The organism is Bacillus sp. FSL K6-2971 (assembly GCF_038006405.1).
Lineage (GTDB): Bacteria > Bacillota > Bacilli > Bacillales > Bacillaceae > Bacillus > Bacillus pumilus.
Map to the genome: position 1 here is coordinate 1,437,632 of NZ_JBBOVD010000001.1, position 22,954 is coordinate 1,460,585.

At 42.8% G+C, this 22,954-nt stretch carries 22 protein-coding genes; 17 read left to right on the forward strand and 5 right to left on the reverse strand.

From position 1 onward, the window contains the following. Positions 1–76 precede the first annotated feature (76 nt). From MHI33_RS07485 to MHI33_RS07495, 3 genes are all read right to left on the reverse strand, one after another. Positions 77–1,075, reverse strand: coding sequence for an inorganic phosphate transporter (locus tag MHI33_RS07485; RefSeq protein WP_044138934.1), 999 nt, complete (start codon positions 1,073–1,075; stop codon positions 77–79). A gap of 15 nt (positions 1,076–1,090) precedes the next feature. Next, positions 1,091–1,708, reverse strand: a complete 618-nt coding sequence (locus MHI33_RS07490) for a DUF47 domain-containing protein (protein ID WP_003212390.1) — start codon at positions 1,706–1,708, stop codon at positions 1,091–1,093. A 206-nt stretch (positions 1,709–1,914) separates the two neighbouring features. Continuing rightward, positions 1,915–2,373 carry an ASCH domain-containing protein gene (locus MHI33_RS07495; protein WP_278178723.1) on the reverse strand — a complete coding sequence of 153 codons (459 nt, stop codon included), beginning with the start codon at positions 2,371–2,373 and terminating at the stop codon, positions 1,915–1,917. A gap of 226 nt (positions 2,374–2,599) precedes the next feature. Here MHI33_RS07495 and ggt point away from each other — a divergent pair, with 226 nt between their 5' ends. The 15 genes from ggt (at position 2,600) to MHI33_RS07570 (ending at position 17,826) form a co-directional block, all read left to right on the forward strand. After that, on the forward strand, positions 2,600–4,351 hold the full coding sequence (gene ggt, locus MHI33_RS07500; RefSeq protein ID WP_065097682.1) for a gamma-glutamyltransferase: 1,752 nt from the start codon (positions 2,600–2,602) through the stop codon (positions 4,349–4,351). Between the two features lie 643 nt (positions 4,352–4,994). Further along, complete coding sequence (locus MHI33_RS07505; RefSeq protein WP_340910418.1) at positions 4,995–5,462, forward strand: PTS sugar transporter subunit IIA; 468 nt, start codon at positions 4,995–4,997, stop codon at positions 5,460–5,462. A gap of 54 nt (positions 5,463–5,516) precedes the next feature. Next, positions 5,517–6,890 carry a PTS galactitol transporter subunit IIC gene (locus MHI33_RS07510; RefSeq protein ID WP_044138930.1) on the forward strand — a complete coding sequence of 458 codons (1,374 nt, stop codon included), beginning with the start codon at positions 5,517–5,519 and terminating at the stop codon, positions 6,888–6,890. A gap of 19 nt (positions 6,891–6,909) precedes the next feature. Continuing rightward, positions 6,910–7,188, forward strand: a complete 279-nt coding sequence (locus MHI33_RS07515; RefSeq protein ID WP_008358887.1) for a PTS sugar transporter subunit IIB — start codon at positions 6,910–6,912, stop codon at positions 7,186–7,188. A 61-nt stretch (positions 7,189–7,249) separates the two neighbouring features. Continuing rightward, entirely contained in the window at positions 7,250–7,696 is a 447-nt protein-coding gene (locus MHI33_RS07520; protein WP_065097680.1) for a hypothetical protein, read from the forward strand. After that, a complete protein-coding gene (locus MHI33_RS07525; protein ID WP_283924403.1) occupies positions 7,693–8,724 on the forward strand; it encodes an alcohol dehydrogenase catalytic domain-containing protein in 1,032 nt (343 codons plus the stop codon). Before MHI33_RS07520 ends, MHI33_RS07525 begins: the two co-directional genes overlap by 4 nt. A 182-nt stretch (positions 8,725–8,906) precedes the next feature. After that, complete coding sequence (locus MHI33_RS07530; RefSeq protein WP_044138927.1) at positions 8,907–9,890, forward strand: thiamine pyrophosphate-dependent dehydrogenase E1 component subunit alpha; 984 nt, start codon at positions 8,907–8,909, stop codon at positions 9,888–9,890. Positions 9,891–9,921: 31 nt separating this feature from the next. Next, complete coding sequence (locus MHI33_RS07535; RefSeq protein WP_034620051.1) at positions 9,922–10,902, forward strand: alpha-ketoacid dehydrogenase subunit beta; 981 nt, start codon at positions 9,922–9,924, stop codon at positions 10,900–10,902. Between the two features lie 17 nt (positions 10,903–10,919). Then, complete coding sequence (locus MHI33_RS07540; RefSeq protein ID WP_265208295.1) at positions 10,920–12,242, forward strand: dihydrolipoamide acetyltransferase family protein; 1,323 nt, start codon at positions 10,920–10,922, stop codon at positions 12,240–12,242. Positions 12,243–12,254: 12 nt separating this feature from the next. Then, complete coding sequence (lpdA, locus tag MHI33_RS07545; RefSeq protein WP_340910428.1) at positions 12,255–13,637, forward strand: dihydrolipoyl dehydrogenase; 1,383 nt, start codon at positions 12,255–12,257, stop codon at positions 13,635–13,637. Between the two features lie 25 nt (positions 13,638–13,662). Continuing rightward, on the forward strand, positions 13,663–14,364 hold the full coding sequence (locus tag MHI33_RS07550; RefSeq protein ID WP_238153618.1) for an SDR family NAD(P)-dependent oxidoreductase: 702 nt from the start codon (positions 13,663–13,665) through the stop codon (positions 14,362–14,364). Beyond that, positions 14,342–15,127: an SDR family NAD(P)-dependent oxidoreductase gene (locus MHI33_RS07555; protein ID WP_340913791.1), complete on the forward strand. Its 786-nt coding sequence runs from the start codon at positions 14,342–14,344 to the stop codon at positions 15,125–15,127. The genes MHI33_RS07550 and MHI33_RS07555 overlap by 23 nt, the downstream gene beginning before the upstream one ends. A gap of 93 nt (positions 15,128–15,220) precedes the next feature. Further along, positions 15,221–16,177, forward strand: a complete 957-nt coding sequence (locus MHI33_RS07560) for a sugar-binding transcriptional regulator (RefSeq protein WP_003211594.1) — start codon at positions 15,221–15,223, stop codon at positions 16,175–16,177. Between the two features lie 63 nt (positions 16,178–16,240). Beyond that, on the forward strand, positions 16,241–16,579 hold the full coding sequence (locus tag MHI33_RS07565) for a bh protein (RefSeq protein WP_044138921.1): 339 nt from the start codon (positions 16,241–16,243) through the stop codon (positions 16,577–16,579). A 96-nt stretch (positions 16,580–16,675) separates the two neighbouring features. Next, a protein-coding gene (locus tag MHI33_RS07570) for an IS3 family transposase (protein WP_283923762.1) occupies positions 16,676–17,826 on the forward strand; the annotation gives its coding sequence in 2 pieces (ribosomal slippage) (positions 16,676–16,949 and positions 16,949–17,826; 1,152 coding nt in all). Positions 17,827–17,868: 42 nt separating this feature from the next. On the opposite strand, the gene MHI33_RS07575 is transcribed toward MHI33_RS07570, so the two are convergent. Next, positions 17,869–19,194: an APC family permease gene (locus MHI33_RS07575; RefSeq protein ID WP_217012898.1), complete on the reverse strand. Its 1,326-nt coding sequence runs from the start codon at positions 19,192–19,194 to the stop codon at positions 17,869–17,871. Between the two features lie 318 nt (positions 19,195–19,512). Here MHI33_RS07575 and MHI33_RS07580 point away from each other — a divergent pair, with 318 nt between their 5' ends. Next, positions 19,513–20,469 carry a ring-cleaving dioxygenase gene (locus MHI33_RS07580; RefSeq protein WP_044138917.1) on the forward strand — a complete coding sequence of 319 codons (957 nt, stop codon included), beginning with the start codon at positions 19,513–19,515 and terminating at the stop codon, positions 20,467–20,469. 135 nt (positions 20,470–20,604) lie between these two features. Here the strand turns inward: MHI33_RS07580 and MHI33_RS07585 are convergent, their stop codons facing one another. Further along, on the reverse strand, positions 20,605–21,921 hold the full coding sequence (locus MHI33_RS07585; protein WP_340910435.1) for a trypsin-like peptidase domain-containing protein: 1,317 nt from the start codon (positions 21,919–21,921) through the stop codon (positions 20,605–20,607). 168 nt (positions 21,922–22,089) lie between these two features. Between MHI33_RS07585 and proG the strand changes: the two genes are divergently transcribed. Further along, positions 22,090–22,914, forward strand: a complete 825-nt coding sequence (gene proG / locus MHI33_RS07590) for a pyrroline-5-carboxylate reductase ProG (RefSeq protein WP_113767571.1) — start codon at positions 22,090–22,092, stop codon at positions 22,912–22,914. Positions 22,915–22,954: the final 40 nt, after the last annotated feature.

Here is a 22,954-nt window from a genome sequence, read left to right on the forward strand (position 1 = left end):
GAAAAAATGGCTTGTAGGAAAAGGTGTTGAAGTGTGCGGGCAAATAAAAAAAGACCTGTCAGACAGGTCTTTGATATTAGATAATCGCATGTAACACAAAGTATATAAGAGCCCCTAGAGTTCCCGAAATCGGTAATGTGATCACCCAAGTGACAAGCATGCGTTTTGCCGTACCCCAGTTTACTCCTTTTACTCTGTGTGCAGAACCTACACCTAGAATAGAAGATGAGATCACGTGAGTGGTACTAACAGGTAAGTGAATAAATGTCGCACCGAAGATAATAGCTGCACCCGTTAAGTCTGCAGATACTCCGTTTACTGGACGAATTTTCATAATTTTACCGCCGACTGTTTTAATAATCTTCCAGCCGCCAATAGAAGTACCTAGTCCCATTGCAAGCGCACAAGAGAATTGTACCCAGAAAGGAATGTCGTCAGTTGTATGCAAATTACCTGCAATTAAAGCCATCGTAATAATTCCCATCGCTTTTTGCGCATCGTTTGTTCCGTGGGTATACGATTGCAGTGCAGCAGTTAAAATTTGAACACGTCGGAATTGTTTATTTGTTTTTGCGAGATTGTTGTTTCTGAATATAATTTTGATAATAGTATACACGATATATCCCAATACGAAAGCTAGGATAGGTGAAAGCAACAGTGCTTGAATGATTTTAATGAACCCCGAATAGTTTAAAGCGCCAAAACCAGCAGAGGCAATAACAGCTCCTGCAATTGATCCGATCAGTGCGTGCGAAGAACTACTCGGAATTCCGTAATACCAAGTAAGCAAGTTCCAAGTAATGGCCGCAATTAAAGCAGCCAAAATGACGACAGAACCGTTTTGAAGTGTGAAAGGATCTGCGATGTCTTTTGTAATGGACTTTGCCACACCTGTAAATGTCATTGCTCCTAAGAAGTTCATGAACGCTGCCATAATAATAGCATGTCTAGGCTTTAACGCCTTTGTTGAAACCGAAGTGGCAATGGCATTTGCTGTATCGTGGAATCCGTTGATGAAATCAAAAGCAAGTGCACAAATGACAATAAATATGGTAAGGATGAGTAATGTGTCCATGTTTAACTAACCCCGTTACGCATTCTTCATAATGATTGTTTCTAGATTGTTGGCAACACTTTGACAGGAATCAGCAATTTCTTCAAGTGTTTCGTAAATTTCTTTGTATTGAATGACCTTGATTGGATCAGTTTCTTTTCCAAACAAGTTCTTAAGTGATTTACGATAAAGATTGTCACAATTATGCTCGATCTCTTTGATTTTGATTGCGTGTGGTTGAATATCTTTTAAGCGATTTTCAGCCAGTAAATCGATTGTAATTAAAATTTCCTTTGCACATTCTCTGATGTAGTGGCTGAATTTGTCGATATGTTCGTCAGAGCTTGTCATTGAATAAATTTCCATTGTTGCTGAAAAATGCTCAATTCCATCTAAAACATCGTCGAGGCTATTCGTCAATTGAAGAATGTCTTCACGTTCAATCGGCGTAATAAAGGCTTTGTTCAGTTCTTTAATCATCGTATGAACATGATTATCACCTTTTGTCTCATATTCCTTCAATGTGTCAGAAAATTCTTTCAGAGTGGTTTGATTTGTTACTTTATAGCTAACAAAATACTCAGCAGTTTCATCTAAATTTTTAGCAATTTCCGTTAACAAGACGGAAAACTTGTCTTTTTTCCTTTTTAACATGTAAAAACCCTCCATTGTATAAATGAGACAATGCACACATCAAATAATTATATATTCTTTTGTCGAAAAAAAACAGGTGTAGTCGAAAATTTCTTCACTTTTTCTATTTGATCTTATTCTGACCTAAAGATGTGTTCTCAACACACCTTTTGCAGAAAGGAGAAAAGAAATGAAAAAAGCGGTCCATTTTTGGCGCCGCTTAAAGCTTAAGTAGCTGAATAAACTAGTTTAAATCGCTCGCAAACTAGGAGCATGTCTTCTTTAAATTCTAATCCGTACGGTTTGAGTGCTTCTGAGAAAAATGCTTGATGAGCTCTGTACCAATAGTTATATGAAAGATCGCCTTCACCTTCTGCTTGGGCAAATGATTCTGGAACCTCATTCATTGGCATGACATCTACATGCGTGATTTCTATGATGGCTTTTGGTTCGTCATGGCTGTCCAAAATGACCGCATATTGTCCTGCCTTTGGAAGCGGCTCCTGTTCCTTTTCGTAAAAAAGATGTCCAGAACAAGTCGCTGTTTTTTTCCCTTTCAGAACAAGGTCAAGTAAATGATCTGGGTCTGCTCCAAATGCCCAAGCGGAAACAGATGCGTCAATTGGTGCGCTTTCTGATTTTTCTTTCCAATATGTTTCCCAAAATAAGGTGCTCTTCTGATTCATCATTCTTCCCCCTTCGTGATGCGTTTATTATACCGCGAAATCAAAAACATGAAAGGGCATGTCTTTATCCCTACTTAGTAAGTATGTCATATGTTTTGAAAATCCGCTTTGTATTTGATGAATATAGGATGATAGAATGAAAAATTTAGAAATTTTAGAATAATCTATTGTATTCTGGTCAAGAAGTCGGTATGGTCAAAGTAAGAATATGGAAGGGGTGTTGTGTATGAAACGCATTTCTCTAACTATTTTGTCCATATGTCTGTTGGTTTTCTCGTTTTTCCTGCCTGTCAGTCAGGTCACTGCAAACGAAACTCATGGGAATAAAGTAGCTGTTGGGAAGGATGGCATGGTGGCTACTGCCCATCCACTCGCATCAGAAGTGGGTGCAGATGTATTAAAGAAAGGTGGAAACGCTGTTGACGCTGCTGTTGCCATCCAGTACGCACTGAATGTGACAGAGCCAATGATGTCTGGAATTGGTGGCGGAGGATTTATGATGGTTTATGATGGGAAGACAAAAGAAACATCCATCATCAATAGTCGAGAAAGAGCACCACAAGGCGCAACACCAGACATGTTTTTAACAGATGAGGGAAAAGTCATCCCGTTCGATGAGCGATCTACACACGGTAATGCTGTTGGTGTTCCAGGGACTGTAAAAGGTCTTGAGGCGGCATTAGATAAGTGGGGTACCCGCTCGATGAAGGAATTAATTAAGCCTTCCATTCAGCTTGCAGAGGATGGATTTGAAATCGATTCTGTTCTGGCAAAAGCCATTGATGACCATCAAGGAAAATTGAAAAAAACGGCCGCAGCGCCAATCTTTCTTCCAGATGATCAGCCGCTCAAAGAAGGGGACCTCCTAGTTCAGCCAGGTCTTGCAAAAACATTTAAGCTCATTGCGAAAAAAGGAAGCAAAGCATTTTATGAAGGAAAAGTAGCAAAGGCACTTGCAAATACAGTCCAAGATTTTGGCGGAACAATGACAACTAATGACATTGGTCGTTATGAGGTCAAGACTGACAAGCCTATCTGGGGAGACTATAAAGGATACCAGCTTGCAAGTATGCCTCCACCAAGCTCAGGCGGGGTGTTTATGCTGCAAATGCTCAAAATACTTGATCACTTTAACCTATCTCAATATGACCCCAAATCATTCGAAAAATATCAACTACTTGCTGAAACAATGCATCTCTCCTATGCTGACCGTGCTGCATATGCCGGCGACCCCGAATTCGTAGATGTTCCACTAAACGGACTATTAGACGATGATTACATTTCAGAAAGAGCCTCTCTTATTCAATTAGATCAAATGAATCGTAACCCGAAAGAAGGAGATCCATGGGCGTATGAGGATGAAAAAAATCCATCCCCTATTGTTCCGCAGCCTGAAGATAAAACCATTGGTGAGACCACACATTTTACTGTTGCCGATCAGTGGGGAAATGTTGTGTCATTCACGACAACCATTGAACAGTTATTTGGTACAGGGATTCTCGTCCCGGAATATGGCTTTTTCTTAAACAATGAACTAACAGATTTTGATGCAAGGCCAGGCGGAGCAAATGAAGTTCAACCGAATAAACGACCTTTGTCCAGTATGACACCGACCATCATTTTTAAAGATAATGAGCCTGTCATGACAGTAGGTTCACCGGGGGGAACGACCATCATTGCTTCTGTTTCACAAACCATTTTGAATTTGCTTGAATATGAGATGGAGCTTCAGGATGCAGTTGAAGAACCAAGAATTTATACAAACAGCCCAACTTCTTATCGTTATGAAGTAGGTGTCCCTCTCGATGTGAGAACAAAGCTTAATGACATGGGACATCGTTTCGGCAATTCGCCTATTGATATAGGAAATGTCCAAGCACTACTCATTGATCGAAAAGCAGGAACCTTTACTGGAGTGGCTGACTCCTCGAGAAACGGAACTGCCGTTGGCGTCAATTTAAAGCTATCTGCCCAATAAGAACATTTCCTGGGAAAAGAAGCGCCTCTTAAGGATGGCGTTTCTTTTTTTATTTAAAATAAAAGAAACACAGCTGATCAAAGAGCGGAAGACGCTTCGCCATTTATGAAGTACAGGACTGTAATGTATTTCTCAATGATTAATGACAAATTTGTTGCTGACATCAAAGAGCAAGTACAGAGTAATTAGAGAGAGGAAGTCACATTTAATAAGAAGTAGAGCAGAGTTGATGAAAGATGCAGAAAAGACCGCATCTCAGCGTGTAGACAAACCCTCGCATTCTTTGTCAGTCCTGCGTGCTGGTGCTCACGAATTGCAAATTCGCTCCGCAAAAGTAGCCGTCCTTCCTAGACTTCAAAGGTTTTCAGGTCACACTGAAAAGAAGACAAAGGGCTAAATAAAGATCATTTTAGCCCTTTGTCAACAATCTGAGATGCAGAAAAGACTGCATCTTTTTTTATGAAATTTTTCCTAGGAACATTGACTTATAATTTAGAATATTATAATATCTTTACAAAGGTAACAACATTGAACATTTTTCAGAACGTATATTTGTAAGCGCTTTATAAAAGGTTCTATTCCAAAATGTTCTTTCTTTTTGTTACATGTGTTCATATTTATACCAAATGAAAGGAGTGGTTGTTTGAACAACTTGTTTGAGTTAGATGAACAGCTGATCAAGCTACAGTACGATGCATCTTCGAGAGAGGAGGTGACCACATATTTAGCAGAGCGATTAGAAGCGGGAGGATATATTAAGTCGAGCTTTTTACCAGCGGTGCTTGAAAGAGAAAAAACATATAATACGGGCCTTCCACTTGCGACCTTTGGGGTAGCAATTCCACATACAGATCCTGAGCATGTGAACAAACCGGCGATTAGTGTAGCCACTTTAAAGGAACCTGTTATCTTTCACAAGATGGGGAGCCCTGATGAAACTGTGCTAGCCAAAATTGTGTTCGTCCTAGCAATCTCTGAACCTAGTAAGCAGCTTGTGATGTTAGAGAAGCTCATGACACTTTTTAGAAAAGAAGAGGTGATGATGAGGTTGTCTGATATGACGTTGTATGAAGAAGCGGTTGCTGTGCTTCAGAAAGAATTAAACCAATAGCCTTTCACAAAAAGAATGTAAGCGCTTTATACGAAAAATCCAGGAGGTGGATGTATGATCAAGCAAGCTGTCGATTTTATATTAGACCTTGGACCAACTATTATGCTCCCGATTATTATGACGCTTTTCGGTATGGTTTTAAGGCAAGGCTTTAAGAAATCCTTCCGAGCCGGTATTACAATTGGAATTGGTTTTGTCGGTGTCAACCTTGTCATTAATTTGCTTGTGAGCGGCCTTGGGCCAGCAGCAAAAGCTATGGTTAATTCCCTTGGACTAAAGCTTGATATTTTGGATGTTGGATGGCCGATTGGAGCGGCTATATCCTTCGGTACACCTGTTGCCCCTTTGATGATACCTCTTGTGCTTTTGTTAAATGTCATCTTATTGTCCGTTAACTTTACGAAAACGCTGAATGTGGATATTTGGAACTTCTGGCATTTGATTTTCGCAGCCTCTGTGACTTACTACGCTTATCATAATATGTTCTTGGCACTTGCTGTTGGTTTGATCGTCTCTGCTATCACGCTTAAATTAGCTGATTGGACGGCACCGACAATCGAACACCATTTTGGATTGAAAGGCGTATCGATGGCTCATGCTGAAACGGTCAACTTCGCACCGCTTATGTATGCGTCCAACCGTATCATTGACAAGATCCCTGGCTTAAACAAAATTCATGCTGATCCAGAAACATTGAAGAAACGTTTTGGTATTTTTGGCGAACCGCTTGTGATGGGTCTCATACTTGGTATCATTATTGGTCTTTTAGGCGGCTATGATGCGAAAGGCGTCATGACACTTGGTATTCAAATGGCAGCAGTTCTTGTGCTAATGCCAAGAATGGTTGCGTTATTAATGGAAGGTCTTATTCCAATCTCTGAGGGCGCTCGTTCTTATATTCAAAAGCGCTTCCCTGGGAAAAATGTCTATATTGGTTTAGATACAGCGATTGTGATTGGTCATCCGGCGAATATGGCGGTAGCCCTTCTTATGGTGCCGATTACGATTCTACTTGCAGTCGTTCTGCCTTACAATGGCATGCTGCCGTTTGCTGACTTATCAGTTCTACCATTTACAGTTGTATGGGCAGTAGCAGCCGCTCGTGGAAACATTATTCGCGGTCTTATTAACAGTATTTTTACATTAATGATTGTCTTCTTTATCGCAACGAATCTCGCACCGCTTGCGACAACAATGGGGAAAGCAGTCGGGTTTGACTTCCCAGAAGGAGCCAATATGATTTCAGGTATTGACCTTGGTTCCCACGTCATTCCTTGGATCATGGTGAGACTTCTTGATCCGAGCAACCCGTACTTTATTGCAGCCATCATCTGTGCTCTGGCTTATGCGCTTCTATGGTACTGGGTGCGAAATGATATTAGAAAGCAGTATGCGAAAGAAATGGGCTTAGATCAGAAAGATCAATAAAAGAGCTGGAGGGATTCTTATGGCAAAGAAAATATTGGTTTCATGCGGAACAGCGGTTGCAACATCAACGGTTGTTGCCAAAAAGGTCGAAGAGACGTTAAAGGAAAAAGGATACGATGTTGTGGTGGAACAGTGCAAGGCATCTGAAGTCCCGCAAAAAGCGGAGGGCGCCGATTTAATCGTAACGACAACACCAGTGAGTGATACGAAAGGAACGCCTGTGATTCAAACATTATCCTTTTTAACCGGATTTGGCATTGAAGAGGATATTGAAAAAATCATCGATCATATTAAGTAAACAATCATTCCATGGAGGAGCTTTCCCGGCTCCTTTTATGTATCTGAAAGGAGGACGTCTCATGCAGCATCATGCTTATAGCCGAACGTCTGCAGTGTTGTCTATTTTTCTTCCAGCCGTACTCATCTGTCTGTTTTTCCTTTGGTCTCTTTATACGTTAATGTCAGCAGGACCTGAACCGTTAGCTGTGTTAGGCGTTTATACGCTGCCTATTCTCATGCTTTCTAGCATCACTGGACTGAACCAGCCGACAAACGTCATTATTAGTGAAGATAAACTCAAAATCGGAGCGTTTGGCAGATGGCACACATATGCGGTCTCTGATATTAAAGGAAAGCTTTTTATCAAGCCATACCCTCATATCGGAAAAGTTTATGTCAGGGTGGGCCCATCTCGCATATTCGGAGGACGTTACTGGATATCCAGTGAGATGAGTGAGTACAAGCAGCTTGTGCAAACGTTGCAAGGTTTTGCGAAAGGTGATGCAAAGGAGGATGCAGCTACATGAAATCAGCTGTCTTTTATTCTTCAGAGGACATTCGGTATGAGGAGCGGAACCGGCCTGCGATTGGTGATGATGAAGTGCTATTAAGAATGCGTGCCTGCGGCTTATGCGGCACAGATATTTACAAAGCAACACATGAGACGGTACCTCCAGGAACGGTACTAGGGCACGAAATCGCTGGAGATGTTGTTGAAACTGGAAAGCATGTAACAAATATAAAAACGGGAGACAGGGTTTATGTTGCGCACCATGTACCTTGCTTCACCTGTGACTTTTGTCAAAAAGGATTTTATACAATGTGTCCGCAGTTTGCAGCCACTAATGTAGAGCCAGGCGGGTTTTCAGAGTATATCCGCGTACCTGCATTGCATGTCAAGCACACAATGGGCAAGCTGCCGAATGACGTCTCATATGAGCAAGGGGCGATGGTGGAGCCAGTCGCCTGCTGCCTGCACGGGTTTGAACGAGCACCTGTTCATCCAGGAGATTCTGTACTGATCCTTGGAGCGGGGCAAATTGGCTGCATTCAACTACAGCTTGCCAAATACTACTTGGCTGGGAAAGTGATGATAACGGATGTGAATGAGAACCGGCTGCTGAAAGCGAGAAATTTAGGTGCAGACGTCGCTTTTCATCCTGCCTCTGAGCCGGTGGAAGACCGGGTCATGAGAGAAACAAATGGAAAGGGAGCAGACCTCGTCATTATTTCTGTTGGGAGTAGTGCGCTTTTAAAAGAAGCGTTTCAAGCAGTAGCGAGAGGCGGAACGATTTTAGTGTTTGCTCATTTTCCAAAGGGAGACGTCTCCATTCCGGCTGATCGATTTTTCCATGATGAAGTGAAAGTAGTAGGAGCCTATTCCTCACATCCTTATCACTACCTCGAAGCCCTTGAACTTCTAAGAGCAAAAGTGGTCAACACAGAAAAGATGGTGACGCATCGTTATCCGTTAAGTCAGCTCCTTCAGGCGATAGAATGCGCAAGGCATCCTGAAGGTGAGAGTGTCAAAATCATGATGTATCCAGATGAATGAGGGCGCACTAGATTGGAAGAGAAAGAGAAGTTCTTTAGAAAAGGGCTTTGCCTTTCTCTTTTTTTCTGATAAAAGATGAAAACGCTTAAAAATGAAAGAGAAATGCTTGACTTCAATGACACTTAAACGTATGATAATTACAAATGTAACACATAAGAACAAATGTAAAGGGGAGAGAAGAAATGCAAAAACAAATCACTTTGCCTGAACAGATTAGTCATGAGAGATTAGCAGATTTATATAAACAAATGTGGTTAGTGAGATATTTTGATGAAAAGGTCGATCAATTCTTTGCCAAAGGACTTATCCATGGAACCACTCATTTATGTGTCGGACAGGAAGCGTCAGCTGTTGGATCAATTGCCGTATTAAAGGACGAAGATAAGATCATCAGCACGCACCGTGGACATGGTCACTGTATTGCAAAAGGTGCAGAGGTCAATAAGATGATGGCAGAACTATTCGGACGTGAGACTGGCTATTGCAAAGGAAAAGGCGGCTCGATGCATATCGCTGATTTAGAAAAAGGAAACCTTGGCGCAAATGGAATCGTTGGCGGCGGTATCCCATTGGCAACAGGTGCAGCGCTCACATCTAAAATGAAACAGGAAGGCTTTGTCGTTCTTTGTTTCTTCGGAGATGGAGCTACAAATGAAGGTAGCTTTCACGAAGCGCTAAATCTTGCATCCATTTGGGATCTACCTGTTGTATTCATTTGTGAAAACAACCAGTACGGTATGTCTGGCCCTGTAAAAGAAATGATCAACATTGAAGACATTTCAACAAGAGCAGAAAGCTACGGAATACCAGGGAAATCGATTGATGGAAATGACATGGTCGAGATTATGAACTCAGTAGATGAAGCAGTCAGCCGCGCAAGAGCTGGAGAAGGTCCATCACTTATTGAAATGAAAACGTATCGCTGGAAAGGTCACTCTAAGAGTGATGCGAAAAAATACCGTACACGTGAAGAAGAAACAGAGTGGAGACAAAAAGACGGAATCAAACGCTTTAAGTCTCTCTTGATTGAACTAAATGTTTTGACAGAAGAGCAGGCAGCGGTCTTACAGGAAGAAGCGAAGCAGGAAATTGAAGCGTCTGTAGAATTCGCTAAAAACAGTAAAGAACCGTCAATCGATACACTATTAGAGGATGTATACGCCTAATTAGGAGGGGAATCACGTGACAAAAACAACAGTGAGAGAGATTTCATATTTAGAAGCCGTTCGAGAGGCTATGAGTCAGGAAATGAGAGAGAACCAAGATGTATTCATTTTAGGTGAGGATATCGGCGTATATGGTGGTGCTTTTGGGGTCACGCGCGGCATGATTGAAGAGTTCGGTCCAGAGCGCGTACGCAATACACCAATCTCTGAGGCTGCCATCGCAGGAGGTGCAGTCGGAGCGGCTTTGACAGGTATGCGTCCGATTTTAGAACTTCAATTCTCTGACTTTATTACAATCGCAATGGATCAGCTTGTAAACCAAGCAGCCAAAACACGATACATGTTTGGCGGAAAAGGAAAAGTACCACTCGTTGTGAGAACACCAGCAGGATCAGGAACGGGTGCCGCAGCGCAGCATTCACAAAGCTTAGAAGCGTGGATGGCTCATATTCCGGGACTAAAGGTGGTTCAGCCTTCAACAGCTTATGATGCCAAAGGACTTTTAAAAGCAGCAATGGATGATGACAACCCTGTTATTTTCTACGAGCATAAGCTTTTATATAAAACAATCGGTGAAGTGCCTGAAGAACCGTATTCGATTCCTCTAGGGAAAGCTGATGTGAAAAGAAGCGGGAAGGACGTCACGATTGTAGCAACAGCGATTATGGTACACAAAGCATTAGAAGCGGCGAAGGAACTAGAAGCAGAGGGAATCGATGTTGAAATCATTGACCCAAGAACACTTGTCCCATTAGATGAAGAAACCATTATCGAATCTGTGAAGAAAACAGGTAAATGTATCGTGGTTCATGAAGCGGTCAAACGAGGCGGCTATGGCGGAGAGATTGCAAGTATGATAGCGGAAAGTGAAGCGTTTGACTACTTAGATGCTCCTATTAAACGTCTTGGCGGACTTGCGGTACCAATACCTTATAACCCAACGCTTGAAAAAGCGGTCATTCCACAAGTGCCAGATATTATTGAAGCAGCAAAAGAGCTTGTACGCTCTTAAATAAAGGGGAGAAGATCATGCCAAAAGAGATATTTATGCCGAAGCTAAGCAGTACGATGGAGATCGGAACCTTGCTTCAATGGTTGAAAGAAGAAGGAGATTCGGTTGAAGTCGGTGAGCCTCTTTTTGAAATTATGACAGACAAGATCAACATCGAGGTGGAAGCCTATGATGATGGCATTTTTCTAAAGAAATACTACGAAGCTGATGATCAAATTCCAGTCAACGCTGTTATTGGATATATCGGAGAGGCAAATGAACAGGTACCAAGCGAGCCGCCAGCACAGGCTGATGAAGATTCCTCAGAAAGCAGCGAATCGTCTTCACCAGACTCGTCTTCATCCAGTTCTAATGAAGCCCCAAAAACATCTGATGAAAAAGTACGTGCCACGCCCGCAGCGAGAAAAACGGCAAAGGATCATCATGTGGCGATTCAAGAGGTATCTGGCACAGGGCCAAAAGGCAGAGTCCAAAAGCGGGACGTCGAGGCAGTCGTTCATTCTAGCGAGAAAGACCAGCGAGTCTCACCGCTTGCAGAAAAAGTCGCTGCTCGTGAAGGAATCGATTTAGCAGCAGTTTCTGGATCTGGCGCTCACGGTAAGATCATGAAGAGTGACGTACAAGCAGCAACGCAAACAAAAGAGGCTTCGCCTGTGAAAACACAAAAATTAGCTGGCATGAGAAAAGTGATTGCTGATCGCATGTCACAAAGTGCCTTTACAGCACCGCACGTCACATTAACAAGTGAAATTGATATGACGAAAGCGAAAGAAGTGCGTCAGCAGTTACTTCCGGCGATTGAAAAAGAGACAGGCTACAGGTTGTCGTTCACAGAAATTATCATTCATGCGGTCAGCCATGTACTCACGCACCACCCGCAGATCAATATGACATTTGAACAAAATGAGCTCCATTTCCATGAAGGTGTACACATTGGTCTCGCTGTTGCAGTGAAAGACGGCTTGATGGTACCAGTCATTTCTCATGCGAATCAAAAAGGATTAAAACAACTGACAAAAGAAGCGAAAGAAATTGGCCGAAACGCACGCGATCAAAAACTACTTCCAGACCAGTTGAAAGGGTCCACTTTTACGATTAGTAACTTAGGCATGTATGCCATTGATACCTTTACCCCGATCATTAATCAGCCAGAAGTGGCGATTTTAGGTGTAGGACGGATTCAAGATAAACCTGTTGCAGTAGATGGAGAAATTCAGGTGCGGCCAATGATGGGTGTCAGTTTATCGTTTGATCACCGAGTGGTAGATGGCGCACCAGCGGCTGCCTTTTTAACAGACCTTAAAAAAGTGCTTGAACAACCATTTGAATTGCTAATGTAGGAGATGAATCGGATGACGAAAACGTATGATCTGACAGTCATTGGCGGAGGGCCTGGCGGGTATACTGCCGCCCTTCAAGCGGCTGAGCGCGGACGGAAGGTTGCTTTGATTGAGGAGGATTTTCTAGGCGGTACTTGTTTAAATCGAGGCTGTATCCCTTCAAAGACCCTGCTGAAACATGCAGAAGTCATTGAATCAATCGAGAAGGCGAAAAGCTGGGGAATCGAAACAGGTGACATGATTCTTTCCTTCGATAAAATGAGAAAGCGCAAAGATGACGTCATTGAAAAGCTCAGAGGCGGAATCGCCTTTTTATTAAAGCAAGGAAAGATTGATGTATATAACGGCAGAGGCACAGCAGTGACAAAGCATCGGATTGAGATTGAAAAACAAGATGGATCAGAATCGATTGAAACGAAAGAATTAATCATTGCTACTGGATCTACACCAGCCATTCCACCAATACCGGGGCTTAAAGATATTTCATTTGATACAAGTGATACAATCTTTGATATCCCAGATATTCCTGCTTCTGTCGTCATTATTGGCGGAGGTGTCATTGGTCTTGAGCTTGCTTGTATCTTCCAAAGTCTTCAATCAAAAGTCACCATTATTGAAGCGGCACCGTCCATAATTCCACAAGAGGATGAAGAAGCATCTAAGCTGCTAGAAAGAGAACTCAAGAAAAAGGGCATCCATATCGCGAAGAAGACCACTGTGACAGAGGTGACGGAAAGCGAAGGAGTCAAAGCGGTTCATGCAATAGATGATAAAGGGGAGACGCACATCTTTACAGCGGAAAGACTGCTTGTCTGCGTTGGAAGAAAACCGAATGTATCAGCTGTTAACCAGCTTGATCTTCAGCTCGATGGCCCGTTTATCAAGGTGAATAATCAGATGCAGACAAGTGCTGAAGGTGTATACGCAGTTGGGGATGTCGCCGGCGGTTATCAGCTGGCTCATGCGGCGATGGCAGAGGCTGCTGTTGCGGTCAGCAATATTTGCGGCGTGCCTGAAAAAATGAATGCTGATATTATGCCTAGATGTATTTATACATTACCAGAGGTAGCAAGTGTCGGTCTTACGGAGAAAGAGGCAAAAGCCAAAGGGCTCAGCGTACAAACAGAACGATTTGATTTAGCGGCAAGCGGTAAAGCGTTAGCGGCAGGTGTTCAAACAGGCTTTATTAAATTGGTGTACGATACAGCATATGGTGAAGTGATCGGTGCAACGATGGTTGGTCCGCATGTCACAGAAATGATTTCAGAAGCTTCTTCCTTTATGTATTTAGAAGGAACAGCAGAAGAGATGGCGAAAATGATTCATCCGCATCCGACCATCTCAGAAGGTTTTTATGAAGCAGCTCTTGATATCGTGAGTAAGCTGAGAAAATAAATGCCAAACAAGGGATAGGGAGGAGATGCATGTGCACGTCCAGCTTCATCAGAAAGCGGCACTTGTGACAGGTAGCACAGATGGATTTGGAGAAGCCATCTGCCTAGCTTTAGCCCAGGCAGGTGCACATGTTTTTTTACACACATTTCATGATGAATCAAAGGCTAGAACCATTTGTGAAGACATTCAAAAAATGGGTGGTCAGGCGAGTATCATCATGAACCCGCTAGAAACGCCACGTGATGCCACGCGTATGCTGAGGCAAGTGATCGATACATGCGGGAAACTGGATATTTTGGTCAATCAAGCAGCGCAAGGAGCTGAAGCGGAGCTTGATGCCGCTCACCCTAATGAGTGGATGGACGAAGTGGAAACAGCTGTGAATACTGTCTTTCTTTCCAGTCAAGCTGCCGTATGGCACATGGTTGACCAGAAAAAAGGCTGCATTATTAATATATCGTCATCAGGCAGTATTACTGGTGATGGCGGAATTTCACATGCGACATCGAATTCTATGCTGAATGCCATGACAAAAGGGCTGGCGCGAGAATTTAAAGACAAAGGAATTCGGGTGCTCGCTTTATTGCCGCCGCCTCTCCATTTGATTCCTAATGCAGAGCAAATCAAGGAGTCTGTGGCCCATATGACGGTCTTTTTAAGTACATCATATGGCGCATTTACAGATGGTGCAGCGATTATGCTTGATGGGGGTGAGAGTGCTGGCTAATGATCAAAAACCAGTTCTCATCGTTGGCGGTGCCCAAGGGATTGGAAAGGAAATTGCCGAGCGTTTTTTAAAAGAAGGGCACAGAGTGGCTGTGTCTGATATAGATGAACAAGGACTTTCGCTTTTAAAAAAACAGCACTCTGAGCTGCTGACATTTCAAGCTGACGTTTCATCGTGGGAAAGTGTTCAGCAGATGATCTCAGCAGCTGAAAGGGAGCTAGGCGGCATTGCTCATCTTGTGTATTCAGCAGGGATGACAAAATCACTTCCTTTTTTAGAAGTCGATTTTTCACTTTGGAAAAAGACACTGGCTGTGAACTTGTATGGTCTTTACTATTGCATCAAAGCGTCAGCACCTTATATATGTGAGCGGCAAGAAGGAAGCATTGTCGTGATTGGATCAGGATCTGCTATCACTGGCTCAGGCGGTGGAATTCAGTATTACGCCTCAAAAGCAGGTGCTTTTGGCCTGATGCGTTCGCTTGTAAAGGAATTAGGGGCACACCATGTGCGTATCAATGTGATTGCACCCCGCGTGATTGAATCTCAAATGCTTGATACGCTCTATCCTACTGAGGTGGAGAAAAGGCAGCTGCAATCGCTCATTCCTGTCGGGAGATTAGGGAAACCAGAGGATATCGCAGGACTCACTTTATTTCTTACAAGTGACGAGGGACGCTATTTACACGGACAAATTATCCTGTTAGACGGCGGGAGAACGTATCAGCCAAAATATACGGAGGGAAAAAGAGCGGAGAGGTAATCGCTCTTTTTGTCATTTTCATAACAATTGTGCCAATTAGAAACGAATGTTTGGTATACTGGGAATCATAGTATATTAAAAGGATGATGTCACATGCTGAATTGGGAAGAAAGACGACAGCTCGTCAAAGTTGCTCATCTTTATTATACAGACGGGTGGACGCAGCAGGAAATTGCAAAAAAGCTCAATGTCTCAAGACCAGTCATTTCAAAGCTCTTACAAAAAGCAAAAGATGTGGGAATCGTTGAGGTGTACATTAAAGACGAAAGTATTCATACGGTGGAACTGGAAAAGCAGCTAGAAACAACTTTTCAATTAACAGATGCTGTCGTTGTCCCAAGCGTCGGGACAATGTCTGAGATGGTGAAACGGGCAGTCGGTCAAGCAGGCGCCTATTATTTATCTAAAAACATGAAAGACGCGGAGAAAATCGGTATTTCATGGGGAACTACACTGGCTGCGCTTGTAAAGGAATACCCGTTCGAGCGAAGAAACGATGTGAAGGTCATTCCTTTAGAGGGCGGAATGGGCAGGCAGGCAGTCGACATTCATGCCAATCAGCTGGCATATGAGCTGGCAAAGAAAATGAATGGCACATGTTCCTATTTATATGCACCGGCGATTTTAGAAACAGAAGAATTAAAAGAGCGGCTCATGGCAATGCAGGATATAGAAGCTGTGCTTGAAGAAGGTAAAAATGTAGACATTGCCCTCATCGGTATTGGCAACCCGCATAAAGGTTCAACGTTAAAAACAGTTGGTTACTTAAAAGAAGAGGATTTATCTGGTTTAAGGCAATCAGGGGCTGTTGGTGATATTGGCTTTCGTTTCTTTGACGGTCAAGGCAAGCCTGTCCAAGATGAATTGAATCAAAAGGTCATTGGTTTATCACTGGAGCAGTTAAAGAGCGTCAAAACGGTCATCGCTGTTGTAGAAGGAACCCATAAAGCTGAAAGTATTTTAGGGGCTTTAAATGGCGGCTTTATTCAAGTGCTGGTGACAGACGAACTAACGGCCGCAGCCATATTAAAGGAAGCTTCCGTCCAATAAACGGCTAACAGCCATCGAATTGTATAAAAAGAGCAACATCAAACGAGAAAGGAGCTGTGTATCTTGAAGAAAACCGAAATGGAAGCAAACCTACATTGTACTCGGTGCCAAGAAGAGACCCTCCACAGCATCGTTTATGTGAATGATCAGATGAAAAGCGTTGAGTGTACAGAGTGTCATCAGAAGATCAGTGTGCAAGTCGACATCATGAAGGAATTTTACAAAGAAGTATACGAAAAAATTGCGACAAAGCCAAAGCGGATGACGCAGGAATACAAGGCGAATTTGAATGGATTTATCTCAAGACTCCCAATCCGCGTGCTTAGTAAGCCATACCGGCTCATGAGATATTTAAACGAATCATACAAAGTGATTAAGCAATATAAAAAAAAGCAGAGCTGATGGGACTGACCCCATAAGATGAGACAAATAAAAAACACCTTCAAGTTTGAAAATGGATCGTTGTGATCCGAAATAAAACATGGAGGTGTTTTTTCTATGGGGACAAGAGTGAGTTATCCGGTTGAAGTCAAACAGAAGGCTGTAGAAATGAGATTGGCAGGCGTACCTATGAAAGAGATCATGCAGAAATTGAATATCAAGAATAAGACGCAGGTTCAGACATGGGTGAGGTGGCATAAGGCTGGGGATACACACCGGTTCGAACAGCCTGTTGGAAAACAATATACCTATGGAAAGGGTCCCGAGTACTCTTCCGAATTAGAGAGACTGCAGGCAGAAAATCGCTATTTGAGTCAACAGAATGAAGTTTTAAAAAAGTACAACGAATTGGAAAGGAAGTTGATAAGGAAACGTCAATCAAACTGGTAGAAGAATTGTGCAAAACGATGACGGTACAGGACATCTGTGTCCATTTAGGCATCTTACGTACTTCGTATTATAGATGGAAAAAGGATCTGACTCAGAATCATTCTAAAAGACAACTAGAGAAACAGGTCGGCACGTTGTGCCGAAAGCACAAATATCGATATGGTTATCGAAAAATCACAGCCATACTAAAAAGGGGAATGCGTATTAACCATAAAACTGTTCAACGTATCATGCAGAAAAACCAGTGGCAATGCCGGGTTAAAATGAAAAAGCGTAAGAAGAATGGGCAGCCCTATGCCGTGGCCGGTAATATACTGGATCGGAACTTTCAGTCTGATCGCCCTCTTGAAAAACTAGTAACGGACATCACGTATTTGCCTTATGGACAGAAACAATTGTACCTTTCCAGTATATTGGATTTATATAATGGAGAAGTGATTGCTTTTACGATTGGTGATAAGCAGGACACAGACTTTATCTTAAACACACTTAATCAGCTCCCAGCACTGCCTGAGAATTGCGTGTTACATAGCGATCAAGGTTCTGTGTATACATCTTACGAGTATCAGAAAGCTGTTCATATAAAAGGCATTACCATGAGCATGTCCCGTAAAGGGACGCCCGCTGATAATGCCTCCATCGAATCGTTTCATTCCTCACTAAAGTCTGAAACGTTCTATCTTAACAGGATTGACCGCACTACGACCAGCATCGTAGAACGCACTGTCAAAGAATACATTTATTATTATAACAACATTCGTATTCAAACGAAACTAAACAACCAATCACCGATAAACTATCGGCAATTGGCTGTATAAAGGTGTTTTGATCCCTGTCTCAAAAACGGGGGTCAGTCCCGATTAACGCTCTGCTTTTTTGTGTGCTTTTTTCATATAATAATAAATAGGCAGTCCAGCAATCCCGATCAGCATGGAGATGAGACAGCTTTTCCAGTCGGTGATCATGGTGCTGATTAAGACGAATAAAGAACCGATAATCGCAACGATTGGTGTGAGCGGATAAAGTGGTACGCTATAAGCACGCTCCATTCCTTTGTTTTGTTTTCTCAGTTTAAAGACTGCGAAAAAGGCCATGACATAAAAGATGTAGATCATGAAGATCGAAACCTCTGACAGCTTTTCTGGATTGCTGACGACCATAAACACAATGGCGATCAAAATTTGTACAAATACAGCAATCCACGGTGTTTTAAATGTAGGGTGAATACGTGAGATCGCGTTTGCGAAAGGAATTTGCTTTCGCTCTGCCATCGCGAAAATCACACGTGGGAATGAAAGAACCTTTCCGTTCAAACAGCCAAAGATACTAATGATGATGCCGATACTAATGACCTTACCGCCGATTGGTCCAAAGAGCATTGTCGCAGCAGTACTTGTCGCATTTTCTCCAAGCTGTACAATTTGATCTGCTGGTAACACGTGCAAAAGAGCGACATTAATAAAGAGATAGCAAGCCGTGACGATTAAAATCCCGCCTGCCATTGCACGAGGAAGCAGTTTCTCTGGGTTTTTCATTTCACCGCCAAGTGCTGCAAGCAATATCCAGCCATCATAGGCAAAAAGCGTAGCTAGGATCGCTGCACCGAAGTTCATTTGAGCGATGCTATCATTGACAGCCATAAAAATATTTTCGTTTCCTTTCCATAAGCCAAACACAATAATAGCGGCAATCGGGACAAGCTTCCCGATGGTGGTCAGTCCTTGTACAAAACCGCCGTATTTTGTTCCCATGATGTTAATCAAACATAAAAATAAAACAGTGATAATGCCGATTGTTGTCGACCATAAAGAAGAAAGAGAAAATAAATTGGCTAACAATGAACCAAAATAAAGACCGAGTGCACCGATGATGGCAGGTCCGTAAATGATAATCTGCACCCAGCCGCATAAATAGCCCCAAAACTCACCATACACTTCTTCAAGGTAGGCATACAATCCGCCAGTCCGAGGGATTTGTGTACCAATTTCAGCAACAGTGAGTCCGCCTGCAAGGGTTAAAATGCCGCCTAGCAGCCAAGCGAATAATGCGATATTTGAGCTTCCTGAATAGGAAAGGACGTTGCCTGGCTTCATAAAGACGCCGGACCCGATAATAGTCCCGATGACAAGAGATAGGGCGAAAAATAAGCCGATGTCCTGTTTTAACGCTGGTTGTTCTTTGTTCATTACTCGCGACCTCCTGCATCACTTTCGTACGTTACTGTGACATGTATTTTGTTCATTGTAATACGATTTTAGGAAAACAAGAATTAAAAAAATTTTCTGATTTTCGTATTTGTATTTAAAAGTGTTCGTTTATTGGAGATATCAGGGTAAATGTTTCGTTAAAAACGAACAATGAAAGATTATTTTTGATTTAATGTTAATTTTATCGTTAGAAACCGAACATCTAGCCAAATGGTTGACTTTTCTTGAAAAATGACCTATTTTATTCATAAGGATATTATCTTGAATTCGAGATATTTTGAAAGAGGAGTGAACGTAATGAAAATCAATGGAATTCACCACGTATCTGCATTAACAGCCAATGCTCAAAAAAATGTTGATTTCTACCGCCAGATTCTTGGCTTAAAACTTGTAAAGAAAACGGTCAATCAGGATGACCCATCTATGTATCACTTATTTTATGGAGATGAGGTCGCTTCACCGGGAACGGAGCTCACATTCTTTGAAATTCCAATGCTCGCCCGTCGTTTGAAAGGAACAAACGCCATCACAAGCACAGGCCTTCTCGTTTCTTCTGAAGAAGCACTCTCATTTTGGGAAAAGCGTTTTGAAGAGACAGGCGTGCAGCAAGAAACGGCTTCCTTGAGAGGGGGCAGACCTGCCTTGCGCTTTCAAGATCCAGAAGGACAGCAGCTGTTTTTAACAGTAGAACCGAACGCACAAGAAGCAGGCTCACCGCCAGTGCATGATGATATTCCGGCAGAGTTTGCCATTAGAGGCTTGGGGCCAGTGGAATTAACCGTTGCAGAAGCGGACAAAACGATTCGTGTTTTAACAGACATCCTTGGCTTCACCGAAAGAGCGCGTGAACAATCAAATGATGGTGAGATCGTGACCATTTTTGAGTCAGGAAATGGCGGTGCTGGAACAGAAATTCATGTGATCGAAAAAACGGAAGGGCCTTCTGAGCGTTCCGGCAGAGGAAGTGTGCATCACGTAGCCTTTCGCGTGGAAGATGCAGAGGAACTGGAAAAATGGTATGACAAAATATCAAAAGCAGGCTTCACGAATTCTGGTGTTGTGGAACGTTTCTACTTTAAAGCCCTTTACTTTAGAGAACCGAATGGTATCTTATTTGAAATCTCAACAGACGGTCCTGGGTTTACAGTGGACGAAGGAGTAGATGAGCTTGGCGATCAATTAGCCCTTCCGCCATTTCTAGAGCACAAACGAGCAGAAATAGAACAAAGATTAACGCCAATTCAGTCATCATAATAAAAGCAGCTCATTCATGAGCTGCTCAGCGTATAGACAAACCCTCGCATTCTTTGTCAGATCTGCAAAGGTTTTCTATCACGCTGAAAAGAAAAAAGGGCTAAAATCCAGATGATTTTAGCCCTTCTTTTTGCATTAGGAACTTACCTGCTTAGATTCAGTTTGTGTTAATGTCACCTTCTTCGTTTCTTCTTTTCCGTTTCGAATGAGTGTGATGCTCACGGTGTCTCCAATCTTTGTATTCGTGTATAGCTCATGACGTAATTCACTTCCGGTTTTGATTTGTTTCCCATTGATGGCGGTAATGACATCCTCTGACTTTAAGCCGGCTTTGGCGGCAGGTGAGCCTGCGGCGATTTCTTTGACGTATACGCCTTGATCAAGCTGACTATTTTTGAGACCGAGTGTTTCTTTCTGATACACGTCCGGGACTTGTTCGAGATCCAGCATGCTGATGCCGATATATGGACGCTCAATCTTTCCTTTTGCGAGAAGCTGATCGGCGATTGGTTTGACATCATTGATTGGAAGTGCGAATCCAATGCCTTCAACACCTGTTTCAGAAATTTTCATACTCGTGATCCCCACAACCTTTCCATCTGTCGTAAGAAGCGGGCCGCCGCTGTTTCCTGGGTTAATAGCTGCATCTGTTTGAATCACATTAATGCTGCTTTCGCCTGCTGATGTGTTCATCGAGACTGTTCGGTCGACACCGCTGACAATTCCTTGGGTCACGGTTCTTGATAGATCTTCACCAAGCGGGTTTCCGATCGCGATGACGGTTTCCCCAGCACGCAGCGAGGAGGAATCGCCTAATGCCGCGACCTTCGTTACATGACTGCTGCTAATTTCTACAACTGCTAGGTCAGTCAGCGGGTCAGCTCCGACTAATTTACCTTTGGCGGTTTTGCCATCGTGCAAGGAGATTGTTAGTTTATTTGCCCCTTCAATGACGTGGTTGTTTGTTAAGACATAGGCTTTACTTCCGGATTTTTTGAAAATCACTCCTGAGCCTGTACCTGTTTTTTCCTCTTGACTGCTTTTATTTTGCTGTGACTCATCAAAAGGTGTATTGAAATCGCCAAAGCTCATGTCTGTTTGACTTTGCGCTTGGTAGTTTGTAATGCCGACAATGGCTGGTGATACATTTTCTACCATGCTGGAGATGCTGTTTGATGAATGTGATGTTTGGACGGCGGTTGTTTTTGACGAATTGGCACTTGTATCATTTGTCGATACAGCTTCTGTTTTTGCTGCTGAGTTATGTGCTGTGTTGTCTGATGCGTGCTGGGCATATGGCGAAAGGACGTACACACCTAACGCCAGCGTACCGCCTACAACACCGCTGACAAATGGCTTAAACCATCCGTTTGGCTTCTTCTTTTGTTTTTGTGGCTGTTCCGTTGTTTGAAGTTCTTGAGAAGGTTGTTGTTCATTTTTGTGATGTGTCATTCAAATCACTCTCTTTCATCATTTTTTCATGAATGGGTTTAAGGGGTTTTACCTTTTGTGGTGGATACTGACTTGATCGTAAGAAAAAAGTGTGGGATAAAAATGAAAACATTGTGGGAAATTGTTAAAATAAGTAGTGAATCTAAGCAAAATAGAGGAGATTAAACTGTGGAGACAATTGGAATCATTGGATATGGAAGCATGGCTGATATGATGGTGCAAAAATGGCTGGAAAAAGAAGTACTCAATGCCCATCAAATCATGATCCACACAAGAAGTGAAACGGACCGCCTGCTTCAACTCAAAGACAAGCATCAAGAAATAAACATCTGCTCATTAGACGAACTTTCTGCGTCATGTGATGTACTTTTTATCTGCGTGCCGCCACTTGCTGTACTTGATGTACTCGATCAACTGCCTTCAGCAGCCAAATCGATCCATATTGTATCAGTAGCCGCGGCTGTGACGTTAGACAAGTTATCAAAGCATACGACTCAACCAGTATCCAGATACATCCCAACGCTCACGTCAGCTGTTGGAACGGGCGTATCCCTCGTTGTGCATGGCGAAACTGCTGGAGAGGAAGAAAAGGCGTGTTTGCATCGTCTGCTTTCAGCTTTTAGCATCGTCCGTGAAGTGGAGGAAGACCGGATTGATGCGGCGAGTAACTTGACGAGCTCATCTCCTGGTTTTATCGCTGCTCTTTTTGAAGAAATGGCGAGAGCCGCTGTGAGAAATAGTGAGCTTTCTTTAGAGGAAGCGTATGAATTTTTAACATATGCCCTTTTAGGCACAGGTCAAGTCCTTGTAGAACGAGGTCTCACCTTTGCTGAAACTGTCGATAGGGTGGCGACAAAAGGGGGCATTACAGGAGAAGGCGCCGAGGTCATTCAAAAGCAGGCACCTCAGATGTTTGATGATCTATTTACACAAACCATGAAGAAATATGAACAACTGAAATCACAGATTAACGAAGCGGACAAACACCACTAAAGACACAGTTAGTGGTGTTTTATTTGTTAAAAAAATCCTT